Here is a 20,785-nt window from a genome sequence, read left to right on the forward strand (position 1 = left end):
AGGTTTGGCAAGTGACCCGGCATGTCAATGAACACGCATCACGAGCCGTTCGGCCTGCGGCGGGAACACGCTCCACGAACCGTCGCGGTGCCGGAAAAAAAACAGCCCGACCGGCCTTGTCGGCAAAAGCAGCTCAATATGCACACAGTTCCCCGCATGCGACTGCGGACGACTCAATCGGGTAACGCGCACCGGGGTCCCGGAAGTCGGCGCAAGCCATTTTTGAACAAGCGAACGCAAGGATCTTTCTGCTGCAATACCCATCTTCTTCCCCAACCAAAAACCGGCGACATGCGCTGTTCAGCCGTGCCATCACCGCGCATGCGAGTGACCGGACACCTGCGTCCATGCGAGAAACCATGACACTTCGAAACCTTGTATGTCTATGACATCCCGTTGCCGTCGCCGCTTCTGCCCGAACCCTGCGCGACAGCGATCGAAAAGGCGAACGGAAAGCGTCCGAGCGCTGAAGCCGCCAATGATTCGAATTCCGCGCCGGGAATCTCGACGTGAACTGAAATCCCACGCAAGGCATCATCAGCAATGCTAACGGTCCCACCCTCGACGCCAGCGTCTGCGAGCGCCGACCGCAGGGCGTCTACCGTTTCAAGCCGCTTCAGTGCGGGCTTGAATATCTTGCCGACACCCGTCAGGGGCATTGCTTCGATGATCCGGATGCCCTTGGGGAACGCAGCTCGCTCGCTGATCTCGTCGCGCAGGAACGCGGCCATTTCTGCTTCATTTGCCGATGTGCCTGGCTTGAGCTGCACATAGGCGACTGGCAGTTCGCCTGCGTGCATGTCAGGACGCCCCACCGCCGCCGCAATCTGGACCGCTGGATGGCGGTGCAACGCTTCTTCGATCGCTGCAGGATCGATGTTGTGTCCGCCGCGAATAATCAGTTCCTTCTTACGTCCTGTGAGCCAGAAGTAACCGTCTGCGTCGCAGCGACCGAGGTCGCCTGTATTGAGCCATCTGCCGCCATCAGCCAAGTCCAGCCAGATGCCGTTGTTCTGCTCCGGCCGCATATAGCCGATGAAAGCATTCGGACCGGAGATCACCAGTTGACCAACCTCGTCAGCAACGCAGTCGCGCACATAACGGCCCGCTTCATCGACCATCACAGCTTTCATGGCCTGGCCCGGAACACGAAGGCCGATTGAGCCGACCCGCCGTTCACCAAGCGGCGGATTGACGCTGCTAATGCAGGTACCTTCCGTGAGGCCATAGCCTTCGAGGATCCTGATTCCGGTTTGCGCCTGGAACGCACGCAGCAACTCCACTGGCATCGGCGCGGCGCCGCACAACCCGTATTCGAGCGAACCGATATCGCGCTCGCCAACGGGAACGTCCAACAGCGAGCCATAGAGGGTCGGCACGCCGCTGAAGAAGTTGATGCGGTAATGCGCGACGATATCCCAGAAGCGTTGGACGACGCCTTCTCCGCGATAGCCTTGCGGCGTGCCCATCACGACATGCGCGCCGCGTGAAAAAGGCAGCAGCCCCGTCACCATGACGGCGTTGACGTGGAAAAGCGGCAATCCGCAGAAGATCGTCTTGCCCGGACCCACGCTTTCACCAAGGAACTGTCCGGCGCTCCATGCATTGGCCACCTCGTTGCCGTGCCGGCGCATCGCGATTTTTGGCAGGCCTGTGGTGCCGCCCGTGCAGAAGTAGGACGATGCGTCATCGCTGGTCGCCCGGTGCGGGGTGGAGAGCGCCATGCCCGGCTCCCGTGCGACGGCTTCGCCGAAGTCGTGGATGCTGATGTGCGAGGCAACCGCGCCTCGCACGCCTTCCTCGCCATGCAACCTCGAGCATTCGCCGCGCTGAAGCATTCGGGCCGCAAATCGCTGTTCACCCGGCGCATGGTCGGCAAGATTGATCAGCACGAGATGCTCGAGCGACGCAACCTTGTGCAAGACTGCCTGCACTTTCGGCCACAGGTCGGTGCCCGGATACGGTGCCAAAGTGACAAGCACACTGGCGCCCGAGGCATTGAGCAGCTCGCCTATTGCGTCGCCTTCGAGCAATGGATTGATCGCGCAGACGATGCCGACCGCCTCGCCCCCCCAGACCACAAAGTGCGTTTCGGGCAGATTCGGCAATACATACGCGACGACCGTTTCTCGCTGCACCCCCAGTCGCGACAACATGTTCGCCGTGCGCGTGATGTCGCGCACCAGTTCGCTGTAGGTCCAGCGCTCCGGGTTCGCGTAGTCGTCCGCGGTCGCGAAGAACGAAAGCGCGGGTGCCGATGGATTGAACGCGGCGCCCCGGCAGATCATTTCGTAGGTGCTCGACGGAAGATCCGCCGACTGCCCCTGCGATTCGATAGCGAGGACATCCTGCTCGTTAGCGACGGCTTTCATGGTGCCTCTGCGACGACGACGTTGCGCTGGGTGCCAAGATTGATTGAGCCATCCTGGCTAACGATACGTGCTTCGACCACATCGCCATCCTGAAGGTACTGCGGTCGCTCGGCTTGCAGCGCGAGAAAAAGACGCCATTTTTCCGCTTCAGGCAGTTGCGCCGCGGCGCGTTGCTTTTCGGGCGACGGAATGATTAGCGCGCAACCGGACGGCGTACCCGTCGCGAGCAAGTCGCCGACGTGCAGATCTTGAACACCAGACAACTCGGTCAATGTCTCTGCCGGACCGTACACAAGACCCGAAGTCAAATCGTTCTGTCGAACCGTTCCGTTGACGGTCAGCGTCAGCACGAGCTCCTTGAGCTTCGGCATGTCGTGCTTTTCGAGCAGGCAAAGATATGGGCCGACCGGGCCGAACGTACGATAGCTCTTGCCCTTGTAGAACTGCATCTGCGGAATCTGGATATCGCGCGCGGAATAGTCGTTGACGATCACAGCGCCCGCAATGTATTCATGCAGGTTTTCGTCGGTGATCGTCTGACGGGACGTGATGTCGCGCTTGAGCACGAGACCAAGCTCGATCTCATAGTCAAGAAACCGCACCGCGTTGGGTTTCACGACGTGCGAGTCGGCTGGAACGATGCAGCTCGTTGCCTTCGTGAAGATCATATTGAATTTCTTCACATCCGGGTCCATGCCGGATTCGATCATGTGCTGGCGATAGTTCGCGCCCTGACAGATGAACTGCTGGTTGGCAGTCACGGGTGACAGCCACTGCACGTCCGATTCCGGAATCGTTGGTCCGTCCAGCACGAGCAGCCGTTCGACCGGGTTCGCCTCGATAAACTCAGCGGTTGATCCGAACTCGCCCGGAACCGGCGTGATTGCGTTGTCGGCGACCACGCCCCAATGGGCGCGGCCTTCGTGCAGGTAATGCAAAACGTGGACTGCCATGTGTCGATCTCCGGCTTCTATGGATAGGGATTGATTCAGGCGAAGAGCTTCGCCAGCGTGCGCAGCTTGTTCAACGTGAGGTCGGGGCTGCGACGCAGATTCTTGAAGAGCGCCACGAGGCTCGCGGGCGTAAGCCTCGGCTTGGTAAAACTGCGCGGCATGGTCGGCCCCCACTGGGCCATGGCCTCACGACTCACGGCATGGATGCCCGTCGGCTCGTCGGACGTGAACAGGTCGCCGTCGCAGTAGTGTTCGTGCTTGTCGCCCCACGGGTCCTGCCAGTAATCGAAGATCTGGCTGCCCAGGATGTGCCGGCCGATGCCCCACGCGTGGTTCCATCCGTTCTCGCGCAGCACGCGCTGGCCCATACCGACCGCGTCCGCATCAACGAGTTCGTAGGCGCTGTGGCTGTACGTCGCGACAAATCCCTGTGCCAGTGCGAGCGTGTGATGGTCCGCCGGCGTGTCGTCGAGATCGAGACGCATGAACGCGACAGCCGGCGAGCCGTCGGGCAGTACCTGCACGTCGCTCGGGATAAAACCGAAATGTCGCGTGTACCACGCACAGGTTGCCTGATAGTCGGCGAGTTCGAGCACGACGTGCCCGAGCCGGATGACTTCCGGCGCGTGCGTTGGCGGCCGCTGCGTGTCGTTGATTCTCACAGTGGCATCGACGGAATTGAACGGCAACGGCAGCCGGTGCGGCAACGCCGATGCGGCCGTCTGGCCCCAGATCGCATCGACACGAAAACCGGAAGGGTCAGTCAGTCGCACCACGTAGCCTCCACCCGTCAACGCAGACTGTTCGACCTCTGAAGCACCGGGCAGCGTAGCGAGCGCTTCGAGTTCACTCCTGGTCGCGACCTGCAAACCGAAGCCGACGAACGCCGCTTTCGACGCCTTGCGCACGACGTAGCAAAAATGCGAGGCGCCTGTACCACGTAGCAGCAGTAGCCCTTCCCCCCGCGATACTGTTTGAAGCCCAAAGTCATTGAGGAATCGTTCGGCTTGCTCGAGGTCAGGCCGCTCGAAGATCAGATAGGCCAGCGCGCATGCTTTCGCCGTTGGATGCGGATGACGGGCCGGCTGTGCAGAAGTCAGTTTCATGGTGGAAGGTAATCAGGCGGTTGCGATAGCTGCGGGCGTCGCCGGGGCGGCGGGATGATCCAGCCGCAGAACCTGCGCGAGTAGAACGGTCTGGGTTGCGGGGTGAAGCTGGCGGCCAGCGACGCGGACCGGCCGGCCGCACCATGCGAGAGGCTGTGCGCTCGCGGCTTCCCCCGCCGGGCGATATCCAGGCGTGATAGCGACGACGCATGTTGATGCCCGCCTGAGCGGACGAATCGGGTCATGCCGGCCGGTCGGCGCGGCACCATTGCTGGCTGCTGTCTCCACAGTCCCTCCAATGTGTTTTATTTGGGTCGGCCCTCGGATGCCGTTTTGTGACATTAAACTCATCGCTGATTGTTTTGTCAATAAAGACGTTCGAATCTATACTGTGCATATGACCAGCTCAGGATCCACCATGACGAATACGACCAGTCGACGGACAGTCAGGAGTTCACCAGGTGTGGCGGCGCCCGTCACTCCGGCGCCCGTTGCTGAAGAGCGGGAGCCGCGCGGTGCGCGCCGCAAGCGTGAGACGCGTGCCCGGCTGCTCGACGCCGCCCTCAGGCTGATGGCAGAAAAGGGCATGGAGGGCGTGGCGATCAATGAAATCACCGAGGCCGCCGACGTAGGGTTTGGCTCCTTCTATAACCACTTCGAATCGAAGGAAGCGATCTACACGACGCTCGTCGACAATGTATTCGAGGAATTCGCGGACATGCTGGATCGCCTCGCGAGCGGCATTGCGGACCCTGCTGAGGTGATCTCCGTCTCGGTGCGCCACACGGTCCTGCGTGCGCGACGTGATCCCGTGTGGGGGCGTTTCCTGATCCGTGAAGGGTTTTCCGCGCAGATGATCAGTCGCGGGCTGGGACAGCGGCTGCTACGGGACATCGGCAATGGCATTGCCGCGAAGCGGTTCGTCGTCGCGGACCCGTTCATCGGATTCCTCGCCGTTGGCGGCACTGTGCTCTCGGCCATTGCGGCCGAGCTGAACTTCGTCGCGCCTGGCGCGCCGGCTGCTGGTGTTCTCGAGGAATACGGCTTCAGTGGAGAACATTTCCCCGAACGCACGGCAGCCATGCTGCTGCAGACACTGGGACTTAAGCGCGCGGAAGCGGAAAAGGTCGCCGCGCGTCCGCTGCCCGTCGTCGAGGAAGCCGCCGAAGAACGTTGAGGCCGGTGACAACGAGCAATTCTCTGATCGAATCCTCGCCGAACGGACGACGTGATTACCGTTTTCTTTCGCGGTGAAACTTCAAAAGCTCGCGAAGCGCTGTAGAGACTTGCTGCACGAAGCATGGAAGGCAGCAGCCGCCATGCATGCAGCAGATAGAGCAACGGCGTAATTTCGCGCCGCTCGCGCCACCGGTCGAAGAGCAAAATACAGACATCATCGATCTGCTTACAATGTAAGCGAGGTTGTCGCGTCCGGGGCCGGTTCCACCGAAAGCATGTTCGCGATTGTTCGGCTGGGAATTCTGTTCATTCCTGTCCATATAAATGCCCTGTTCGCGTAACGGGCGGGCGGCGGAGGCCCGTACCGGCTGGCAACGAGGATGGCACTCATTCGTCGACGCGCGGCGCCGTTCTGTCGGCGGCTGTCTGTACGCTGTCGGTAGCATGCGGGCAGGAGAGCGCCCTCTTCCCTCTTTCGCCCCTTTCCCCCCTTTTCCCGGCCGTGCCCGAGGCCCCGTCAGGCCTCGACGGACTATCCCCACCGCTTGCAGGGAAGGCACGTATGGCTTTGGCTATCTGTGCAGCGACCACGCTCATCGCGCGGCGATGGCCGCCAGCCACCGCCTGATAGCCGCCGGACACGGGCTCGCTCACCACACTGTGGCATGTCAATGTATCGGCGCTAGTCGACCGGCTCACCGTCCAGACGCCGTCAACCAGCACATGCGAACCAGGCCACGATTCAAAGCGCTGAATATCGACGGTAACCTCATAGACAGGAACGTCCTCACCGGGAACGAGCGTCTTCGCGGCGGGCGCGCCGGCCTGCTGGCTCACGCCGGCAATCAGCGCAGCGCGAATTTCGTCGGGCAGGGACGACACCCACCGATCGTCCTCCAGTACCTGCACCTGCGCCGCATTGATCTGAACCACCAGCTGGCTTCGTGCGACGGCGGCCGGCACCTTGACCGGCCGCACGTCGATGCGAAACGATGGACTCGCGGTACTGACGGCAATCGTCGGCTGCGCATCGATCCCGAGCGTGTAGAAGCGCGTCGGCGGGGACGCGCATGCCGCCAGGGTTGCCAGGCCCACGCCCATGAGCGCGCGCGCCACCCTGCGCATCGAGCGGAATTGCATCAGCATCATGGCCGGTCTCCTTTCTTGCCGAATAGCAGAGCCTGCGGATGACGCTCCAGATAATCGGCGAGCGTGTTCAGGGACTGCAACGTGCGCGTCAATTGCTGCATCGCATCCTGAACGTCCGACTGCATGGGGGCCGTCTGCCTCAGCGTCGACTCCGCGGTACTGAACGTCTTTTGCGCGGCCGCAAGCGTATCGCGCGCTTGCGGCACGACCTCCGTGTCCATGTGTCCGAACAGCCGGTTGGCGTTCTCCAGCGCGCCATTCAGGTTGGCGCCGATCTTGTCGAACGGCACCTGGTTCAGTTTTCGCGCGATGTCCGCTATCTGTACCTGGAGTTCGTCGAGTGTATTCGGCACGGTCGGCAGTTCGATCGGGTTGCCGTGCACATCCACGGTCGCCCGTGGCGCTTTGGGGAACATGTCGAGCGCGACATATAGCTGACCCGTCAGCAGGTTGCCCGTGCGCAACTGGCCGCGCAACCCCTCCATGACGAGATGCTGCAGCAGTTCATGTCCACCTGGCGTGTCCGGCGCCGGTAGCGCCTCGCTCGAGCGGCGGCTGAGCCTGTCTGGATAGAGCGCCATCGACACCTTCATGCTGAAGCTCTTCTGCTTCTCGTTGTATTCGATCCCGATGTCGGTCACCTGCCCAAGCGCGATTCCCCGAAGGTCGACGGGCGCGCCGACGGACAGTCCACGCAAAGACTGGTTAAAGCGCATGATCACATTGAGCGGCGGGCCGTCGGGCTCACGCATGGCGTCCGGTTCGTCCGCGGCGAGCCGGAACACCGCCTTGTCGGCTGCCGGTTGTCCTGCGTCCTGCCCCGTCGGCGACTGGAACGCCAACCCACCGACCACGACAGTCGCAAGCGACTGCGTATTGAGCTTCAGCCCGTTCGAATCGAGACGCAGATCGACGCCGCTTGCATGCCACCACCGCGTATTGGTACGAACGTACTGGTCGTACGGCGCATTGACGAAGACGGTCACTATCACACCGGCGCCGCGCGGATCGAGCGAGTAGCCCACCACCTGACCCGCCTGCACGCGATGGTAGAAGATGGGCGCGCCGATATCGATCGAGCCCAGCGACTCGCCGCGCAGCGTGTACTGATGCCCCGCTTGCCCCGTCGTCACAATAGGCGGGCTCTCAAGACCCAAAAACGCTGTCTGCCTTTCGTTCGAGCGGCCAATATCCACGCCGATGTAGGCACCGGACAGCAACGTGCCGAGACCGGAAATGCCGTTGGCACCCACGCGCGGGCGTACCACCCAGAAACGCGTACCTTGCGTCGCAAACTTTTCAGCGTCCTTGCTCAACTGGATACTCACAATGACCCGCCGCAGGTCGCTGGACAGCGTGACGGCCTGCACCGCGCCGATCTCGACATCCTTGTATTTGACCTTCGTCTTGCCTGCCTCCATGCCTTCGGCATTGTTGAAGGTGACGGTCACCAGCGGTCCCTTGTCGGCAATGGACCTGGCCACCAGCGCCATGCCGATCAGCGCGGATACGAGTGGCACCAGCCAGATGAGCGATGGCAGCCAACGTTTGCGCGGCTTGAGTTCAGGGGTGGATAGATTGGAAAGATGCATCGTTCAAGTTTCTGTGTTCAGGATTTCCGGTTTGCGGTGAAGGAAGCGATCGACGCTTCATCGTTCATCGTCGGGGCGGATACGCTGTCCTGCGTTGTCCCAGATGAGACGCGGATCGAACTGCTGCGACGCGAGCATCGTGAGAATGACCACCGATCCAAAGGCGAGCGCGGCAGGGCCCGCAGTGATGACGGCAAAGGAGCCAAAGTGCACCAGCGTGACCGTCAGTGCGACGACGAAGACATCGAGCATCGACCATCGTCCAATGCGCTCGACCACCCGGTACAGACCTGCCCTTTCGCGGGCTCGCCAGTCCGAACCCCGTCGGGCGACCACCGTGAGAAGCGTGAGCGCCACCAGCTTGAGCATCGGCACCAGAACACTGGCGATGAACACGACGACGGCGAGCGGCCAGTCCCCGGACGTCCAGAAGTACGCGACGCCGCCCAGGATCGTGTCATCCTCCGAGCGGCCCAGCGTCGACGCATGCATGATGGGCAGCAGATTGGCCGGGATATAGGCAAGTGCCGCGGCAAGCAGCAGACTGACTGTTCTGGTCAGACCGTCTGGCCGTCGTTCATGCAGAACGTGTTGGCATCGCGCGCAGCGGTGGTGCGTCTGCTGTTCGATACGCGTCTGAACCAGTCCGCACGCATGACAGCCGACGAGTCCGGCGCGTTGTGCCGTGATAACGGCCGATGAACCGGCTACGCGCGCTCTTAACGGCTTCATGAAGCGTCCATCGTGTCCGCTCGCCCGTGACCAGCGAATGCCGGCCATCCGAGGCGACCTGATCCCGTCGCGAACAGCCCATAGACGGCTTGGGTCAAACGAGGTCACAACCGCGAGCAGAACCGTCAGCGCAGCCAATGCAAACAGCCCCGGTCCCGGGATCACCTCTGCCATGCTCGCCATCTTCACGATCGTCACAAGCGCGCCGAGCATGAACACTTCGACCATGCCCCACGGCCGCACAACCTGGATGAGACGCAACGTCGAATTGAAGCGCGGCGGCACGTTGCCCATGCGCAGTGGCACCAGCAGATAGGACAATGCGAGCAGTTCGATCAGCGGAAAAAGGATCGACGAGCAGAACACCATCGCTGCGACGACGCACATGTTGTCCGACCATAGCGAGCGCACCGCGCCAAACAGCGTGGCCTCGGACGTCATGCCGTTCGCGCGCAGCGCGATCAGGGGAAAGCACTGCGCGATACAAAAGGTGACGAGCGCAGCGAGCGTCACTGCGCAGATCGGGTCAAGCGACAGGCCGGAACCAGGCAGCGCCGTCAGGCTCGCACCGCAGCGCGAACAGGCAGCGCGGCGCCCTTTGACACTCGACGGCTTGCGAAACAGCAGATCGCATTCGTGGCAGGCAATCAGTTGGCGGTATTCCATTTGAGACATGCGAATTTCGGCGCCTGGACGTCAGGTTCGGCGAAGGGCTTACTGAGGGTCCAGGCCGCAATCACTGGGAACGGCGAAGGCGACCATGCGTCGCATCGCATTCGCCGCTTTCGCAAACGCCGCGTTACTGTGTCGATGCCGCCGTCTGCTGCGACGCCGGCAGTTCTCCCATCGCCTGGAACAACGCCGCCGTATTACTCATGCGCTGGCCCGCTGCGCGCACGGCGCCGATCTGCGCATTCAGATACCGCGACTCGCTGGCATGCGTCGCCGCCAAAGGCAGGGAGCCCATCCGGTGGCGCGACGCCGTATCGTCGAATGCCGCGCGCGCGGCGTCTGCGGCCACTTCCGTCGAAGCAGACGCCTGCGCGTCGTTATCCAGCGCGGCAAGCGAATTCGCGACATCCTGGAATGCGGAGAGCACCGTCGACTTGTAGTGCAGCACGGCGGCGGCGTAGGCATCGATCGAGGCCCGGCGCTGCGCGAACAGTGCGCCACCGTGGAAGATCGGCTGCGACAGACCCGCACCGATTGCCCACAGCCCGCCCGCGCCCGAGAGCACCGCCGGCCAGCTAAAGCCGCCGCGACCCATCGAGCCCGTCAGCGACAGGCTCGGAAAGAGTTGTGCCGTGGCCGCGCCTACGTCGGCGGCGGCAGCCTTGACGGCGGCGTCGGCTGCCTGGATATCCGGACGCGAGCGCAGCAGGTCCGACGGCACGGCGACGGGCACGTGCTCCGGCAGAGACAGGCTGTCGAGAGCCGGCACGTCCGGAGCGTTGTCCGGCGTGCGGCCCATCAGCACGGCCAGCGTGTGGATTGCCAGCGCGCGCTGCTGGCGCAGCGCCGGTAAAGTCGCCGCGATGGCAGCCGCGTCCTGTTTCGATGCGAGCGCCTGTGCGCGCGACACCGAGCCCAGCGCGTAGCGCTGCTGGTCCTCGTTCGCAGCATCGATCGATACGGCAACGAGCCGTTCGGTGAGCGCAATCTGACGATCGAGCGCCGCTACATTGATCGCACTCGCTACGATGTTCGCGGCGAGCGCACGCCGTGACGCCTCGAGCTCAAACGCCTGCACATTCACACGCGCCGCGCTCGCCGAATTCATGTAACGCGTCTGACCGAACAGGTCGAATGTGTAGTGCGCGAGCAGCTGTCCGGCAAAGAAGTTGTATTGCACCTGCTCAGGCCCGAGCCCCGGGACCACGGGTGAACGCGCGCGCTCGACCTGCACGGCGCCATCGATGGACGGCAGCGTCGATGCGCCGACCTGGGCGCGCAGTTCCTCTTGTGCCGCTGCAAGTGTGCGCTGCGTCGCCGCCAGCGTCGGGCTGTTGCGCAGGCCTTCGTCGACGAGAGCATTGAGCGCTGGGGAGCGGTACAACCGCCACCATTGGGTAACGCCAGTCGCGCCGACATCGAAAGACTGCGCAATGCCGCCCGCGGCCACCGTCTTCGACAATTGCGGCTGGGCGCCGTAATGCTCAGGCGACGGCATCGCGGGCGGCTCGCCGCTGGGTCCGAACGAGCAGGCGGTGACAGCGAGTGCCGCGACCACGGCCACCACGGATGTCTTGTACGTAAAACTCATGATCAAACCTCCGTATGCTCGACGACGACCTGTTGCGTGCCGCGCTCATCGCGACGCACCCTGAAGCAGGTTGCGTAGAGCGCTGGCAGGAAGAAAACCGTCAGCATCGTCGCGATGGTGATGCCGCCCATCAGCGCCGTCGCCATCGGTCCGAAGAAGCCCGAGCGAAGCAGCGGGATCAGTGCGAGCACGGCGGCGGCGGCCGTCAGCATGATCGGCCTGAAGCGCCGCACCGTTGCGCCGATGATCGCGTCGAAGCGCGCGTGACCCGCTGCGATGTCCTGATCGATCTGATCGACCAGAATCACGGAGTTGCGCATGATGATGCCGAACATCGCGATCACACCAAGCAACGCCACGAAGCCAAACGGCTTGCCGAACAGCAGCAGCGCAGCCACTACGCCGATGAGTCCAAGCGGCGCAGTCAGCACGACGATGAACGTGCGCGCGAAGTTCTTCAGCTGGATCATCAGCAGCGTCAGCACCGCGATGATCATCAGCGGCATTTCCGCGTTGATCGACGTCTGGCCCTTGACGCTCTCTTCCACGGCGCCGCCCACGTCGATCCGGTAACCGACGGGCAGCTTTGCGCGCACGGTGGCGAGCGCGTGATCGATATCGTGCGTCACGTCGATGCCCTGCGCGTCACCACGCACGTCGGCCTGCACGGTGATGGTCGGCTGGCGATCGCGCTCCCAGATCACGCCGTATTCGAGCGTATCGCGCACATGTCCGAGCGAGCCGAGCGGAACCGGGCCATTGGGTGTCGGAATCGCCAGGCTCGTGAGCTTCGCAGGATCGACGCGCTCGCTGTTCGGTGCACGCAGATCGACGTTGATCAGCTTGTCGCGCTCGCGGTACTGCGTGACCGTGTAACCGGAGAGCGTCATCGCGAGAAAGCTGGATACGTCCTCCGATGTAACGCCAAGCTGGCGCGCCCTGTTCTGGTCGATCTCGAACGAGATGGAGCGTTCGGCCGGCTCGTCCCAGTCGAACTGGACGTTGCGCGTGCGCGAGTCGGCGCGGGTCTTATCGGCGACCGTCTCCGCGATCGAGCGCACCGTCGCGACATCGTCGCCGCTCACGCGAAATTTGATAGGAAAGCCGACGGGCGGGCCGTTTTCGAGTCGCGCGACGCGTGTGCGCACGCCAGAGAAGTCCTTTTCGAGTTTCGCGTCGAGCCAGTGCATCAGTTCCTCGCGAGTCTCCACGTCCTTGGCCGTGATCACGAACTGCGCGAAATTGGGTTGCTGAAGCTGCTGGTCGAGCGGGAGATAGAAGCGCGGCGCGCCCGTGCCGACGAAGTCGACGAAGTGGTCGATCCCGGGCTTGCCCTCGAGGACCTTCTCGAGGCGCTTCGATTCACGCAGCGTCGCCTCGAACGAAGCGCCTTCCGGCAGCCTGAGGTCGACGAGCAGTTCCGGCCGCTCGGAGTTCGGAAAGAACTGCTGCGGCACCCGCGTGAAGGCGCCCATCGCGATGACGAAGAGCACGGCGGTGATCCCGAGCACGACCCAGCGCCGGTGGATACACGCGGCGACCCAGCCCGACAGGCGCTTGTAGAAGCCCGTGTCGTAGACATCGTGTTCATGGCCGTGGCCGCCACTCGCAGGGCCCGCGCGCTCGGGAAGCAGATGAAAGCCCAGCAACGGCACCAGCACGACGGCGGCGAACCATGAGACGACGAGCGAAATGGCCGACACTTCGAAGATCGAACGTGTGTACTCACCCGTGCTCGATTTCGCGAGCGCGATCGGCAGGAAGCCGGAGACCGTGACGAGCGTGCCCGTCAGCATCGGGAATGCCGTGCTCGTGTAGGCAAAGGCCGCCGCGCGCATGCGGCTCCAGCCCTGCTCGAGCTTCACGGCCATCATTTCGACGGCGATGATCGCGTCGTCGACCAGCAGCCCGAGCGCGAGCACGAGCGTGCCAAGCGACACCTTGTCCAGCCCGATGCCGAACAGATGCATGCACAGCGCCGTCACGGCCAGCACAATCGGAATCGTGATGACGACGACCATGCCCGTGCGCAGGCCGAGCGAAACGAGGCTGACAACGAGCACGATCGCCACTGCCTCGCCAACAGCCTCGACAAAGTCGTCTACGGAATGCTTCACCGCGTGCGGCATGCTGGCGACGGCAGCGAGCTTGAGACCGGCCGGCAGGCTTGCCTGCAGTTCAGCCGTCCTTGCATCGAGCGCCTTGCCGAGATCGATGACGTCACCGCCCTTTTGCATCGTCACGCCAATGCCGAGCACCGCCTGGCCGCCCACGCGCATCTGGGTGACGGGCGGATCGTCATAGCCGCGTTTGATCGTCGCGATGTCGCCGAGGCGGAACGTACGCCGGTTGACGGTGACCAGCATGTCCGCGAGCGCCTGTTCGTCCCTGAACGCGCCGCTGGGCCGCACGAACACGCGGTCGTCCGCCGTCGTGATGGTGCCGACGGGCGCGACGGCATTCTGCGCGTCGATGGCCTGCGCGAGCTGCTGCGGCGTAATGGACAGGCGCGTCAGCTGCGTATTCGAAATCTCGACAAAGATGTGCTGGTCAGGATCGCCGAAGTAGTCAACCTTCGCCACGCCAGGCACGCGCAACAGGACCGTGCGCAGCTTGTCCGCATAGTCGTGCAGTTGCGCGGGCGTATAGCCGTCGCCTTCGAGCGCGTAGATGTTCGTGTAAACGTCGCCGAATTCGTCGTTGAAGAATGGCCCCACGGCGCCTTTCGGCAGCGTTGCCCGGATGTCGCCCACCTTCTTGCGCACCTGGTACCAGGTTTCGGGCACCTCGCGCACGGGCGCGGAGTCCTTCATCGCGAAGAAGATCATCGACTCGCCGGGGCGCGAGTAGCTCTTGATGTTGTCCACATAGGGCGCCGCCTGCAACTGGCGGCCGATCCGGTCCGTGATCTGCTCCTGCACTTCCCGGGCGGTTGCGCCCGGCCAGTACGTCTTGATGACCATCGTCCGGAAGGTGAACGGCGGATCTTCCGACTGCGCCAGGTGTGTATAGCCGATCACGCCGAAGAGTGTCATCAGCCCGATCAGAAAGATCACAAGCTGCTGGTGCCGCAGCGCCCAGGCAGAGAGATTGAAACCGGTTCCGTCATCGGCCGGCTTTTCGGGAGTATTCACGAGCGCGCCGTCCCCCGCGTTTTCATGGTCGCGGGCGTTCATGTCGGGGAATCCTCTGAATGCAGTGGAGGCACCACTTGCACATGTTGCCCTGAGCTCACGGCATGCACGCCTTGCAGGACGACACGGTCGCCATCATGCAGGCCCGAGCCGAGAGATACCGTGCGCTCGTCATATCGCTGGATCGTGACCGGGCGCAGCTCGAGGGTGTCGCTACCGTTTCGAACCACCCACACAGCAGGCTTTTCGCCCTGATGAAAGAGCGCTGTCACGGGTACCGTAAAGGCCTCGCCTGCGGCGCCATCGGCAGCGACATCGAACACGACGTTGGCCGTCATGCCAAGACGGACTTCGGGACTCGGTGCGGCTAGCGTCAGCTTCACCCGCCAGGTGCGGCTTTCAGGGTCGGCCGCTGCCGACACTTCACGCACCCGGGCTTCGAGGACCTTGCCGGGCAGCGCGGGCAAGGTGACGCGCGCCTTGCTGCCGACCGTGAGCGAGTTCACCGTTCGTTCAGGCGCGTCGCAGACGATATCGACGTCCCCCGTCCAGTCGAGGTGATAGACCGCCTGCGTGGCCTGCACGTTCTGTCCGGTATCCACATCTTCCGATGTGATCACGCCGTCATGGTCCGCCGTGAGCGTCGCATAACGCAGGTGGTCCGACGCCAGCGCCATCTGCGCGAGCGCCGACGTGCGCTGTGCAACAGCATTCGCGTAAGCGTCCTGCGTCTGCTCGAGTTGCGAAGCAGCGATCAGGTTCGCTCGCGACTGAGCCTCATCGCGATCGAGCTGCTGCTTCGCGAAAACAAGGCGATGTTCGGCGGCGTCGAGCTGCGCGCGGGCATTGACAAGGTTGTTCTGGAGATCGGTTGGGTCCAGCAGTGCAACGGTCTGCCCCGCCTTGACGGTATCGCCGATGCGCACGCGCCGCTCGATGACTTTGCCACCCACACGAAACGACAAAGGCGTGGAGTATCGGGCCTGCACCTGGGCAGGCAACGAGCTACCCGCGACCCGCCCGTCCGGACGAACCGCACGCGCAACAACGGGCTTGGCCTGAGGCACGACAGCTTCGCGCTGATGGCAGGCGCACAGAAGGACCGCACTGCACGCCGCGATGACAACGGGTACCCGGTGCGTCGACTGGGAGAGGAACGATAAGAGGGAGCGCGAGAGCTTCGGCGCGACAGGACCGGAATGTTTCACGATGTTCACAAGCGAGGTGATGAAACCAGATAGAAATGGACGGTGTCGGCGGATGGAGGCTCGGCGCCTGCCGTCACGTCGCAGACGTTTCGCAGGTCCCGCCCTCCCCTTCATGTCATGCGGGGTTCCCCGTTTTCCGCAGCGTCCGGCGAACGGGTGACATTAGACCCATTACTGATATTGTTGTCAACCATGAGATTTTAATCTAAAATATGATGGAACTGAGAATGGAGGCAACATGCCAGATGGCCGTCATCTGCGCGCAGGTCGCAGGCAAACAGCCAAACCGTCATGCACGAACCGCGAGCCCATGCCAGGGCGCTCGCCCCGTGTGGCCCGACGCAGGCACGAGACGCGCTCCCGCCTGCTCGATGCCGCATTCGGGCTGGTCGTGGAAAATGGAATGGACGGCGTCACGATCAGTCAGATTACGGACGCAGCGGACGTGGGATTCGGGTCCTTCTATAGCCACTTCGACTCCAAGGAAGGCATCTTCGCTGCGCTGGTCGAGTGGCTCTTCGAGGAATTCGCTAACACGCTTGACCGACTCGCCAGCGGATTGACCGACCCGGCGGAAGTCATCGCAGTTTCTGTGCGCCATACGCTTTTGCGCGCCTACCGCGAACCGGTATGGGGACAACTGCTGATACGCGAAGGATTGTCCGCGCGTGCGCTCAGCAGAGGACTGGGTCAGCGGCTGCTGCGAGACACGGCACGAGGCATTGCAGAGAAGCGCTTTCAGGTCGCAGATGAACTGATGTCCGTGATTTCGGTGATTGGCACCGTGCTGGCGGCAATCGCTGCGGAACTCGATCTCTCGACGCCGCCCAGGCGGACCTCGCGCATCCGCAAGATTCTCCCGTCGAGGGCCGAGAAATTCGCCGGGAGTACCGCGGCCATCGTCTTGCAGGCGTTTGGTCTCGCACGACCGGAAGCCGAGAAGATCGCCCGCCGTCCGCTGCCGGCAGCGCTGCAGGATACAACCGCCTGAAATGGTTTGACATTGAGCGGGCACCGCCACGTCAGAGGCGGACCGGTGTTGGCTGCAATGCGCTGCCTGTCGCACGGGCAGACTGCCGTCTACTGGTCCTCTCAGCACTTTCCACCAAAGAGCGCATCTCTGAGGACCCGGAGCGTCGCATGGCTTGCCGCGCATTGCACAGCGAACGCCGGCAAAGCCTCGTCACGCCCGGTAAAGCGAACTCCTGAGATATCGGCGTCGCAGTTCGCGCAGTCCAACCGCGAAGACGGCGCTCGCGGGCAGCGCAAGCAGGACGCCAAAGAGACCGAACAGCTTGCCAAACGCCAGCAGTGCAAAAATCACTGCGAGTGGATGCAGACCGATACGCTCGCCGACAAGTCGGGGCGTCAGCACGACGCTCTCAAGAATCTGCCCGGTTGCATACACGACGGTTACCACGCCGATCCCATACCAGCCTCCGAACTGCAGGACCGCAGCGAGTAGCGCCAACGCAAGCGCGGTCGCGAATCCGATATAGGGGATAAAAACCGCGAGCGCGGTGAGCAGGCCGATAGGCACCGCGACGTCCAGTCCCGCGAGCGCCAACGCGGCGGGGTAGAACACCGCGAGTATCGCGACGACGAGCAGCTGCCCCCGCACATACTGCGATGTCATACGATCCGCTTCTGCGGCCAACTCCCGCGTCTTTGCCAGCCAGCGACGGGGCACGAAGCTCTCCATGCGCTCGAACGCCTCGTGCCTGTCGTAGAGCAGATAAAAGAGCACGAGCGGCACCAGCACCCCATTTGCGATGATGCCGATCATCATGTTGCCGCTCGTCCAGAGGGACTGCCAGAGGGCGGCGGCAAGGCCGTGCTCCCCTCCAATCAGATGGGCGCTCAGCGCCTCGCGAACGCTTGCCAGATCGAACGAGTAGTTGATTCCCAGTGTGGCGAGTCGCGGTCTGAGCATGGCATCGAGCATTGCCATGAGCGACGGTATTTGTGTCGTCAGCTCGGGCCCTTCCTTCTGGACGACGACGAATATAAGCAGAATGAGCGACGTGAGAAGCAGAGCGAAGAAAGAGATCATCACACACGCGGCGACACCTCTGGGCACGCGACGACTCACCATCCATTCCACGCCTGGCTGCAAAAATACGCGATGATGGCGCCGAGAAGAAACGGTGTGAGAACGGGACGCAGGATCCACAACAGAAGCGCGGCCGAAAAGGCGACGGTTCCCCAGAAGAGTGATTGTCGATGGTAGGCAGTCATAGGTGCGCGCTCTCGTGTATGCGGTTGTGGGCTCGCGTGGTTTTCCGAGTCGCATACGTTCCACCGACGATCGCATATAAGGACGCAGCGCAGTCAGCCCTCAGAACGGAGGCGCGTCAAACCACACGTGTGCCGCGCACAGACCAGCGCTTTCGGCCACTGCATGATATCTCGCGCCCGCTTCGTTCTTTTCCAGCGCCAACCGGTAAAGACGGGCGACATCGGAGATGTGTGCCGCCGCCCAGCGGTTGCGTCCTTCCCCCACATAGGCTGACACACCTTTCTCCTGCGCCATCGAAACAGCGTAAGTCAGAAGCCCTTGCCGCATTGTGTTGTGAACCTGGGGAAGCCGCACCACCGAGGCGCGCACGCGCCTCAGTGCTAGTGCCGTCTGCTCCGCGGGGAAATGGGAAATCTGGTGGCACATTCACCTTCTCGGTCGACGGCCGGACGGATCTCAGCATGTGTGTCTACAATCCTGCGACGCCGAAGGATGCGAAGAAGATCGCGTCGCAGATCAGCTTGCTGTCGAACCGACTACCGTCTGCCGACATGCGAGCGCCCTAGGGTGCTCGCAATAACTCAGGTTCTGGCATTTGAAGCCCGATTCCCAAGAGTCTCTCGCAACCCCGCAGGCACCGAATATGGCAAGCGGCTGTCAGCAATAACGCTCGGCTTGTGAACGGCCGTTCGTGGCCGCACTGTGCCCCGCGGCCGCACGCGCTGATACCTTCCGGGGCGCTTTTCATGCAAAAGGCATAATCCGACCCACTCCGGTCAGACAACTTTCTTCAAACCGGGCAGTCAGCCAAATCCAGATTTGGCAGACTGGAGTGCCACTAAGCAGCCGTTGGCGACCTCACCCAACCGGCCAACAAGCGCCGTTCGCTTTCGCTAAGACAGTGTCATTGAGACGACCGCTTCGCCTCTGACACCGGCCCTTGCAACTCCAACAGCGCGCCGGTAGCAAGGGTCGTAACTGCGCATTCGGTCGAGACGGTCTATGAGATACGAGGCTACGACGGAGAGAATGGCGGCAAGGTAAATATATCCTCATCCCCGTCGAAGACGATCGGCCCCCGTCGTCCCAAAGCATTCGCGCGTTCAGTTCGCCTTTCTTAAGCGCCCCGCACGACATCGCATCAAGCCGGTGAGCGTGCGGGTATGTCCGGAGGTCCGGGACGTCCCCATCGACACAGTGGCCACGAATACCACATGCGCGATTCCCGATGGACGCGGTCTTCGTGCGGAGTCTTCCTTTTACGAGCCGGTTCGATGCGGCCGAGGCAACAGGTCACGTTGGCGCGCCGTCCGTGGCTTTCCGGGCTAGTCGTTTCGTAAAACCAACTGAGATTCTGGGCGAACCGCGGTTCCGCTCAGGTCATCCTGCTTTTTCATGTCCCGCATCACACGAAAGAGATCGCGCATGGAATCGATATCAAGCAGCCTCACAAACGTGAAGGTATCCTGGTAGGCCCGCATCCAGGGGATCATTGCGGAAGTCACAGCTTTTCGACCTCGCGCAGTCACGACAAGCTGACGTTTCCGTCGATCTCTTTCGTGGGTGATCGTTGAGATAAGCCCGCGGCGGAGCAGTGGTGCCAGATTGGCCGACAGATTCGACCGGTCCATTTCGAGTTCCGCAGCCATATCGCCGAAAACCAGTGGCTCGCGTTGATGCAGCAAGGCGAGCATACAAAACTGGGAGGCGTTGACATCGGTATGTCGCAGCGTTTCGTCGAAATGGGTCCAGAAAGCCCGCATCGCGCGCTGGGCAAAAAAATGGTTCAGTGCGACTGCGGAGATTGCTTGCAGATCACACATCGACCTCCCAGAATCCTGATTTTCCATATATGCGTTTGATGGGAAAGATTACGCGCTCACCTGGCGTACTCCGATGCTGCGGCGAGAGCGGCTGCAAGGCACCGAAATCGAGGTGACCATCAAGGTCTGAAGGCCTGGTTAGCAGGCTTCTGGCGACGCGAGCGTGACGGGACGGCCCGAACTAACGCTTGGAGTCAGAAATCACGCGAGGCCAAATGTTTTCCTCAGACTTGCATCGACGGGAGCTGCCGGCATGAAGCGACGCAATTTCCTCAAGAGAGACGCCTGTCCTGCCGGTGTGAAACGCATACGCCAGCCGCCAAGCGCGGCTTCGACAATTGTGTCTGCCACGCGATCGGGCGTGGGGGCACCTTTGACACTGTTGACGACCGCGCTCGATGCAAGCGCACGTTCGCGGTCATAGGCGGCGATTTTCGAACTCACCTGAGGCGCATTGACATCGAGATTGGTTCGGGTGAAGGACGGCTCGATCAGCGTCGCGCGGATACCGAACTGGCGCACCTCGTGATCCAGCGTCTCGGTCAACCCCTCGACGGCGTGCTTGGACGCCGCATAGAGTCCCATGTATGGCGCCGGCAAAAAGCCGAGCACCGAACTGATATTGACGATCCTTCCGCCACGTTGCGCCCGCATGTGCGGAAGCACTGCCTGGCTCGTACGCAGAATGCTTAATACGTTGGTGTCGAACAGCGCGGCGGCTTCGGTAACCGACGTTTCCTCCACCGCTCCGATCAGCGTCGTGCCGGCATTGTTGACGAGCACGTCGATACGCCCGGCGCGATCGACGATCGTATGAATCGCGGTTTGAACGGAAGCATCGTCGCGCACATCCATCTCCACCAGCTCGACGCCGCCCAATGACGCCGTCTTTGCAATGCTGCGCACGGTGCCGAACACGCGGCACCCGCGCTTCGCGAACTTCTCTGCGGTCGCGCGTCCGATACCAGACGACACGCCGGTCACAACGATCACTTTGGAATTGGGCATGGTAGTTTCGTTCGATACAGTAAATTG

General features: G+C 62.4%; 13 protein-coding genes and 2 pseudogenes. 2 read left to right on the forward strand and 13 right to left on the reverse strand.

Annotation, left to right across the window (positions count from 1 at the left end; all coding sequences use genetic code 11):
• Window positions 1-383 precede the first annotated feature (383 nt).
• Genes BPHY_RS17860 through BPHY_RS17870 form a run of 3 tightly spaced genes read right to left on the reverse strand, consistent with a single transcriptional unit; the run spans window position 384 to window position 4,431 of the window.
• On the reverse strand, window positions 384-2,372 hold the full coding sequence (locus BPHY_RS17860) for an acyl-CoA synthetase (protein ID WP_012402847.1): 1,989 nt from the start codon (window positions 2,370-2,372) through the stop codon (window positions 384-386).
• Window positions 2,369-3,325 (reverse strand): fumarylacetoacetate hydrolase family protein, encoded by a 957-nt coding sequence (locus tag BPHY_RS17865; protein WP_012402848.1) that lies wholly within the window; start codon window positions 3,323-3,325, stop codon window positions 2,369-2,371. The genes BPHY_RS17860 and BPHY_RS17865 overlap by 4 nt, the downstream gene beginning before the upstream one ends.
• Window positions 3,326-3,360: 35 nt before the next feature.
• A complete protein-coding gene (locus tag BPHY_RS17870; RefSeq protein ID WP_012402849.1) occupies window positions 3,361-4,431 on the reverse strand; it encodes a VOC family protein in 1,071 nt (356 codons plus the stop codon).
• Window positions 4,432-4,849: 418 nt separating this feature from the next.
• Between BPHY_RS17870 and BPHY_RS17875 the strand changes: the two genes are divergently transcribed.
• Window positions 4,850-5,608: a TetR/AcrR family transcriptional regulator gene (locus tag BPHY_RS17875; protein ID WP_083775877.1), complete on the forward strand. Its 759-nt coding sequence runs from the start codon at window positions 4,850-4,852 to the stop codon at window positions 5,606-5,608.
• A 389-nt stretch (window positions 5,609-5,997) separates the two neighbouring features.
• On the opposite strand, the gene BPHY_RS17880 is transcribed toward BPHY_RS17875, so the two are convergent.
• The 6 genes from BPHY_RS17880 to BPHY_RS17905 form a co-directional block, all read right to left on the reverse strand.
• Entirely contained in the window at window positions 5,998-6,759 is a 762-nt protein-coding gene (locus tag BPHY_RS17880; RefSeq protein ID WP_012402851.1) for a PqiC family protein, read from the reverse strand.
• Window positions 6,756-8,351 (reverse strand): PqiB family protein, encoded by a 1,596-nt coding sequence (locus tag BPHY_RS17885; protein ID WP_012402852.1) that lies wholly within the window; start codon window positions 8,349-8,351, stop codon window positions 6,756-6,758. Before BPHY_RS17885 ends, BPHY_RS17880 begins: the two co-directional genes overlap by 4 nt.
• Window positions 8,352-8,408: 57 nt before the next feature.
• On the reverse strand, window positions 8,409-9,749 hold the full coding sequence (locus BPHY_RS17890; RefSeq protein ID WP_041764351.1) for a paraquat-inducible protein A: 1,341 nt from the start codon (window positions 9,747-9,749) through the stop codon (window positions 8,409-8,411).
• Window positions 9,750-9,882: 133 nt separating this feature from the next.
• A complete protein-coding gene (locus tag BPHY_RS17895) occupies window positions 9,883-11,346 on the reverse strand; it encodes an efflux transporter outer membrane subunit (RefSeq protein ID WP_012402854.1) in 1,464 nt (487 codons plus the stop codon).
• Window positions 11,347-11,348: 2 nt separating this feature from the next.
• A complete protein-coding gene (locus tag BPHY_RS17900) occupies window positions 11,349-14,522 on the reverse strand; it encodes an efflux RND transporter permease subunit (RefSeq protein ID WP_012402855.1) in 3,174 nt (1,057 codons plus the stop codon).
• The gene (locus tag BPHY_RS17905) at window positions 14,519-15,697 is read right to left on the reverse strand and encodes an efflux RND transporter periplasmic adaptor subunit (RefSeq protein ID WP_012402856.1); all 1,179 of its coding nucleotides are present in this window, start codon (window positions 15,695-15,697) and stop codon (window positions 14,519-14,521) included. Before BPHY_RS17905 ends, BPHY_RS17900 begins: the two co-directional genes overlap by 4 nt.
• A 229-nt stretch (window positions 15,698-15,926) precedes the next feature.
• On the opposite strand from BPHY_RS17905, the gene BPHY_RS17910 reads away from it, so the two are divergent.
• A complete protein-coding gene (locus BPHY_RS17910) occupies window positions 15,927-16,679 on the forward strand; it encodes a TetR/AcrR family transcriptional regulator (RefSeq protein ID WP_012402857.1) in 753 nt (250 codons plus the stop codon).
• A 192-nt stretch (window positions 16,680-16,871) separates the two neighbouring features.
• Here BPHY_RS17910 and BPHY_RS17915 read toward each other — a convergent pair.
• The 4 genes and pseudogenes from BPHY_RS17915 to BPHY_RS17930 form a co-directional block, all read right to left on the reverse strand.
• Window positions 16,872-17,926, reverse strand: a pseudogene (locus tag BPHY_RS17915) (AI-2E family transporter).
• A gap of 151 nt (window positions 17,927-18,077) precedes the next feature.
• Window positions 18,078-18,366, reverse strand: a pseudogene (locus tag BPHY_RS17920) (NAD-dependent dehydratase); the annotation flags it as partial.
• A gap of 886 nt (window positions 18,367-19,252) precedes the next feature.
• Complete coding sequence (locus BPHY_RS17925) at window positions 19,253-19,750, reverse strand: MarR family winged helix-turn-helix transcriptional regulator (RefSeq protein WP_012402858.1); 498 nt, start codon at window positions 19,748-19,750, stop codon at window positions 19,253-19,255.
• A gap of 201 nt (window positions 19,751-19,951) precedes the next feature.
• Window positions 19,952-20,758: an oxidoreductase gene (locus BPHY_RS17930; protein ID WP_012402859.1), complete on the reverse strand. Its 807-nt coding sequence runs from the start codon at window positions 20,756-20,758 to the stop codon at window positions 19,952-19,954.
• Window positions 20,759-20,785: the final 27 nt, after the last annotated feature.

Origin of the sequence: Paraburkholderia phymatum STM815 (assembly GCF_000020045.1) — a bacterium.
Lineage (GTDB): Bacteria > Pseudomonadota > Gammaproteobacteria > Burkholderiales > Burkholderiaceae > Paraburkholderia > Paraburkholderia phymatum.

What these genes read in the sequence shown, in the direction of transcription:
- BPHY_RS17860 (WP_012402847.1), bottom strand. Translation starts at nt 2,372, where the DNA reads ATGAAAGCCGTCGCTAACGAGCAGGATGTCCTCGCTATCGAATCGCAG.
- BPHY_RS17865 (WP_012402848.1), bottom strand. Translation starts at nt 3,325, where the DNA reads ATGGCAGTCCACGTTTTGCATTACCTGCACGAAGGCCGCGCCCATTGG.
- BPHY_RS17870 (WP_012402849.1), bottom strand. Translation starts at nt 4,431, where the DNA reads ATGAAACTGACTTCTGCACAGCCGGCCCGTCATCCGCATCCAACGGCG.
- BPHY_RS17875 (WP_083775877.1), top strand. Translation starts at nt 4,850, where the DNA reads ATGACGAATACGACCAGTCGACGGACAGTCAGGAGTTCACCAGGTGTG.
- BPHY_RS17880 (WP_012402851.1), bottom strand. Translation starts at nt 6,759, where the DNA reads ATGATGCTGATGCAATTCCGCTCGATGCGCAGGGTGGCGCGCGCGCTC.
- BPHY_RS17885 (WP_012402852.1), bottom strand. Translation starts at nt 8,351, where the DNA reads ATGCATCTTTCCAATCTATCCACCCCTGAACTCAAGCCGCGCAAACGT.
- BPHY_RS17890 (WP_041764351.1), bottom strand. Translation starts at nt 9,749, where the DNA reads ATGGAATACCGCCAACTGATTGCCTGCCACGAATGCGATCTGCTGTTT.
- BPHY_RS17895 (WP_012402854.1), bottom strand. Translation starts at nt 11,346, where the DNA reads ATGAGTTTTACGTACAAGACATCCGTGGTGGCCGTGGTCGCGGCACTC.
- BPHY_RS17900 (WP_012402855.1), bottom strand. Translation starts at nt 14,522, where the DNA reads ATGAACGCCCGCGACCATGAAAACGCGGGGGACGGCGCGCTCGTGAAT.
- BPHY_RS17910 (WP_012402857.1), top strand. Translation starts at nt 15,927, where the DNA reads ATGCCAGATGGCCGTCATCTGCGCGCAGGTCGCAGGCAAACAGCCAAA.
- BPHY_RS17925 (WP_012402858.1), bottom strand. Translation starts at nt 19,750, where the DNA reads ATGTGTGATCTGCAAGCAATCTCCGCAGTCGCACTGAACCATTTTTTT.
- BPHY_RS17930 (WP_012402859.1), bottom strand. Translation starts at nt 20,758, where the DNA reads ATGCCCAATTCCAAAGTGATCGTTGTGACCGGCGTGTCGTCTGGTATC.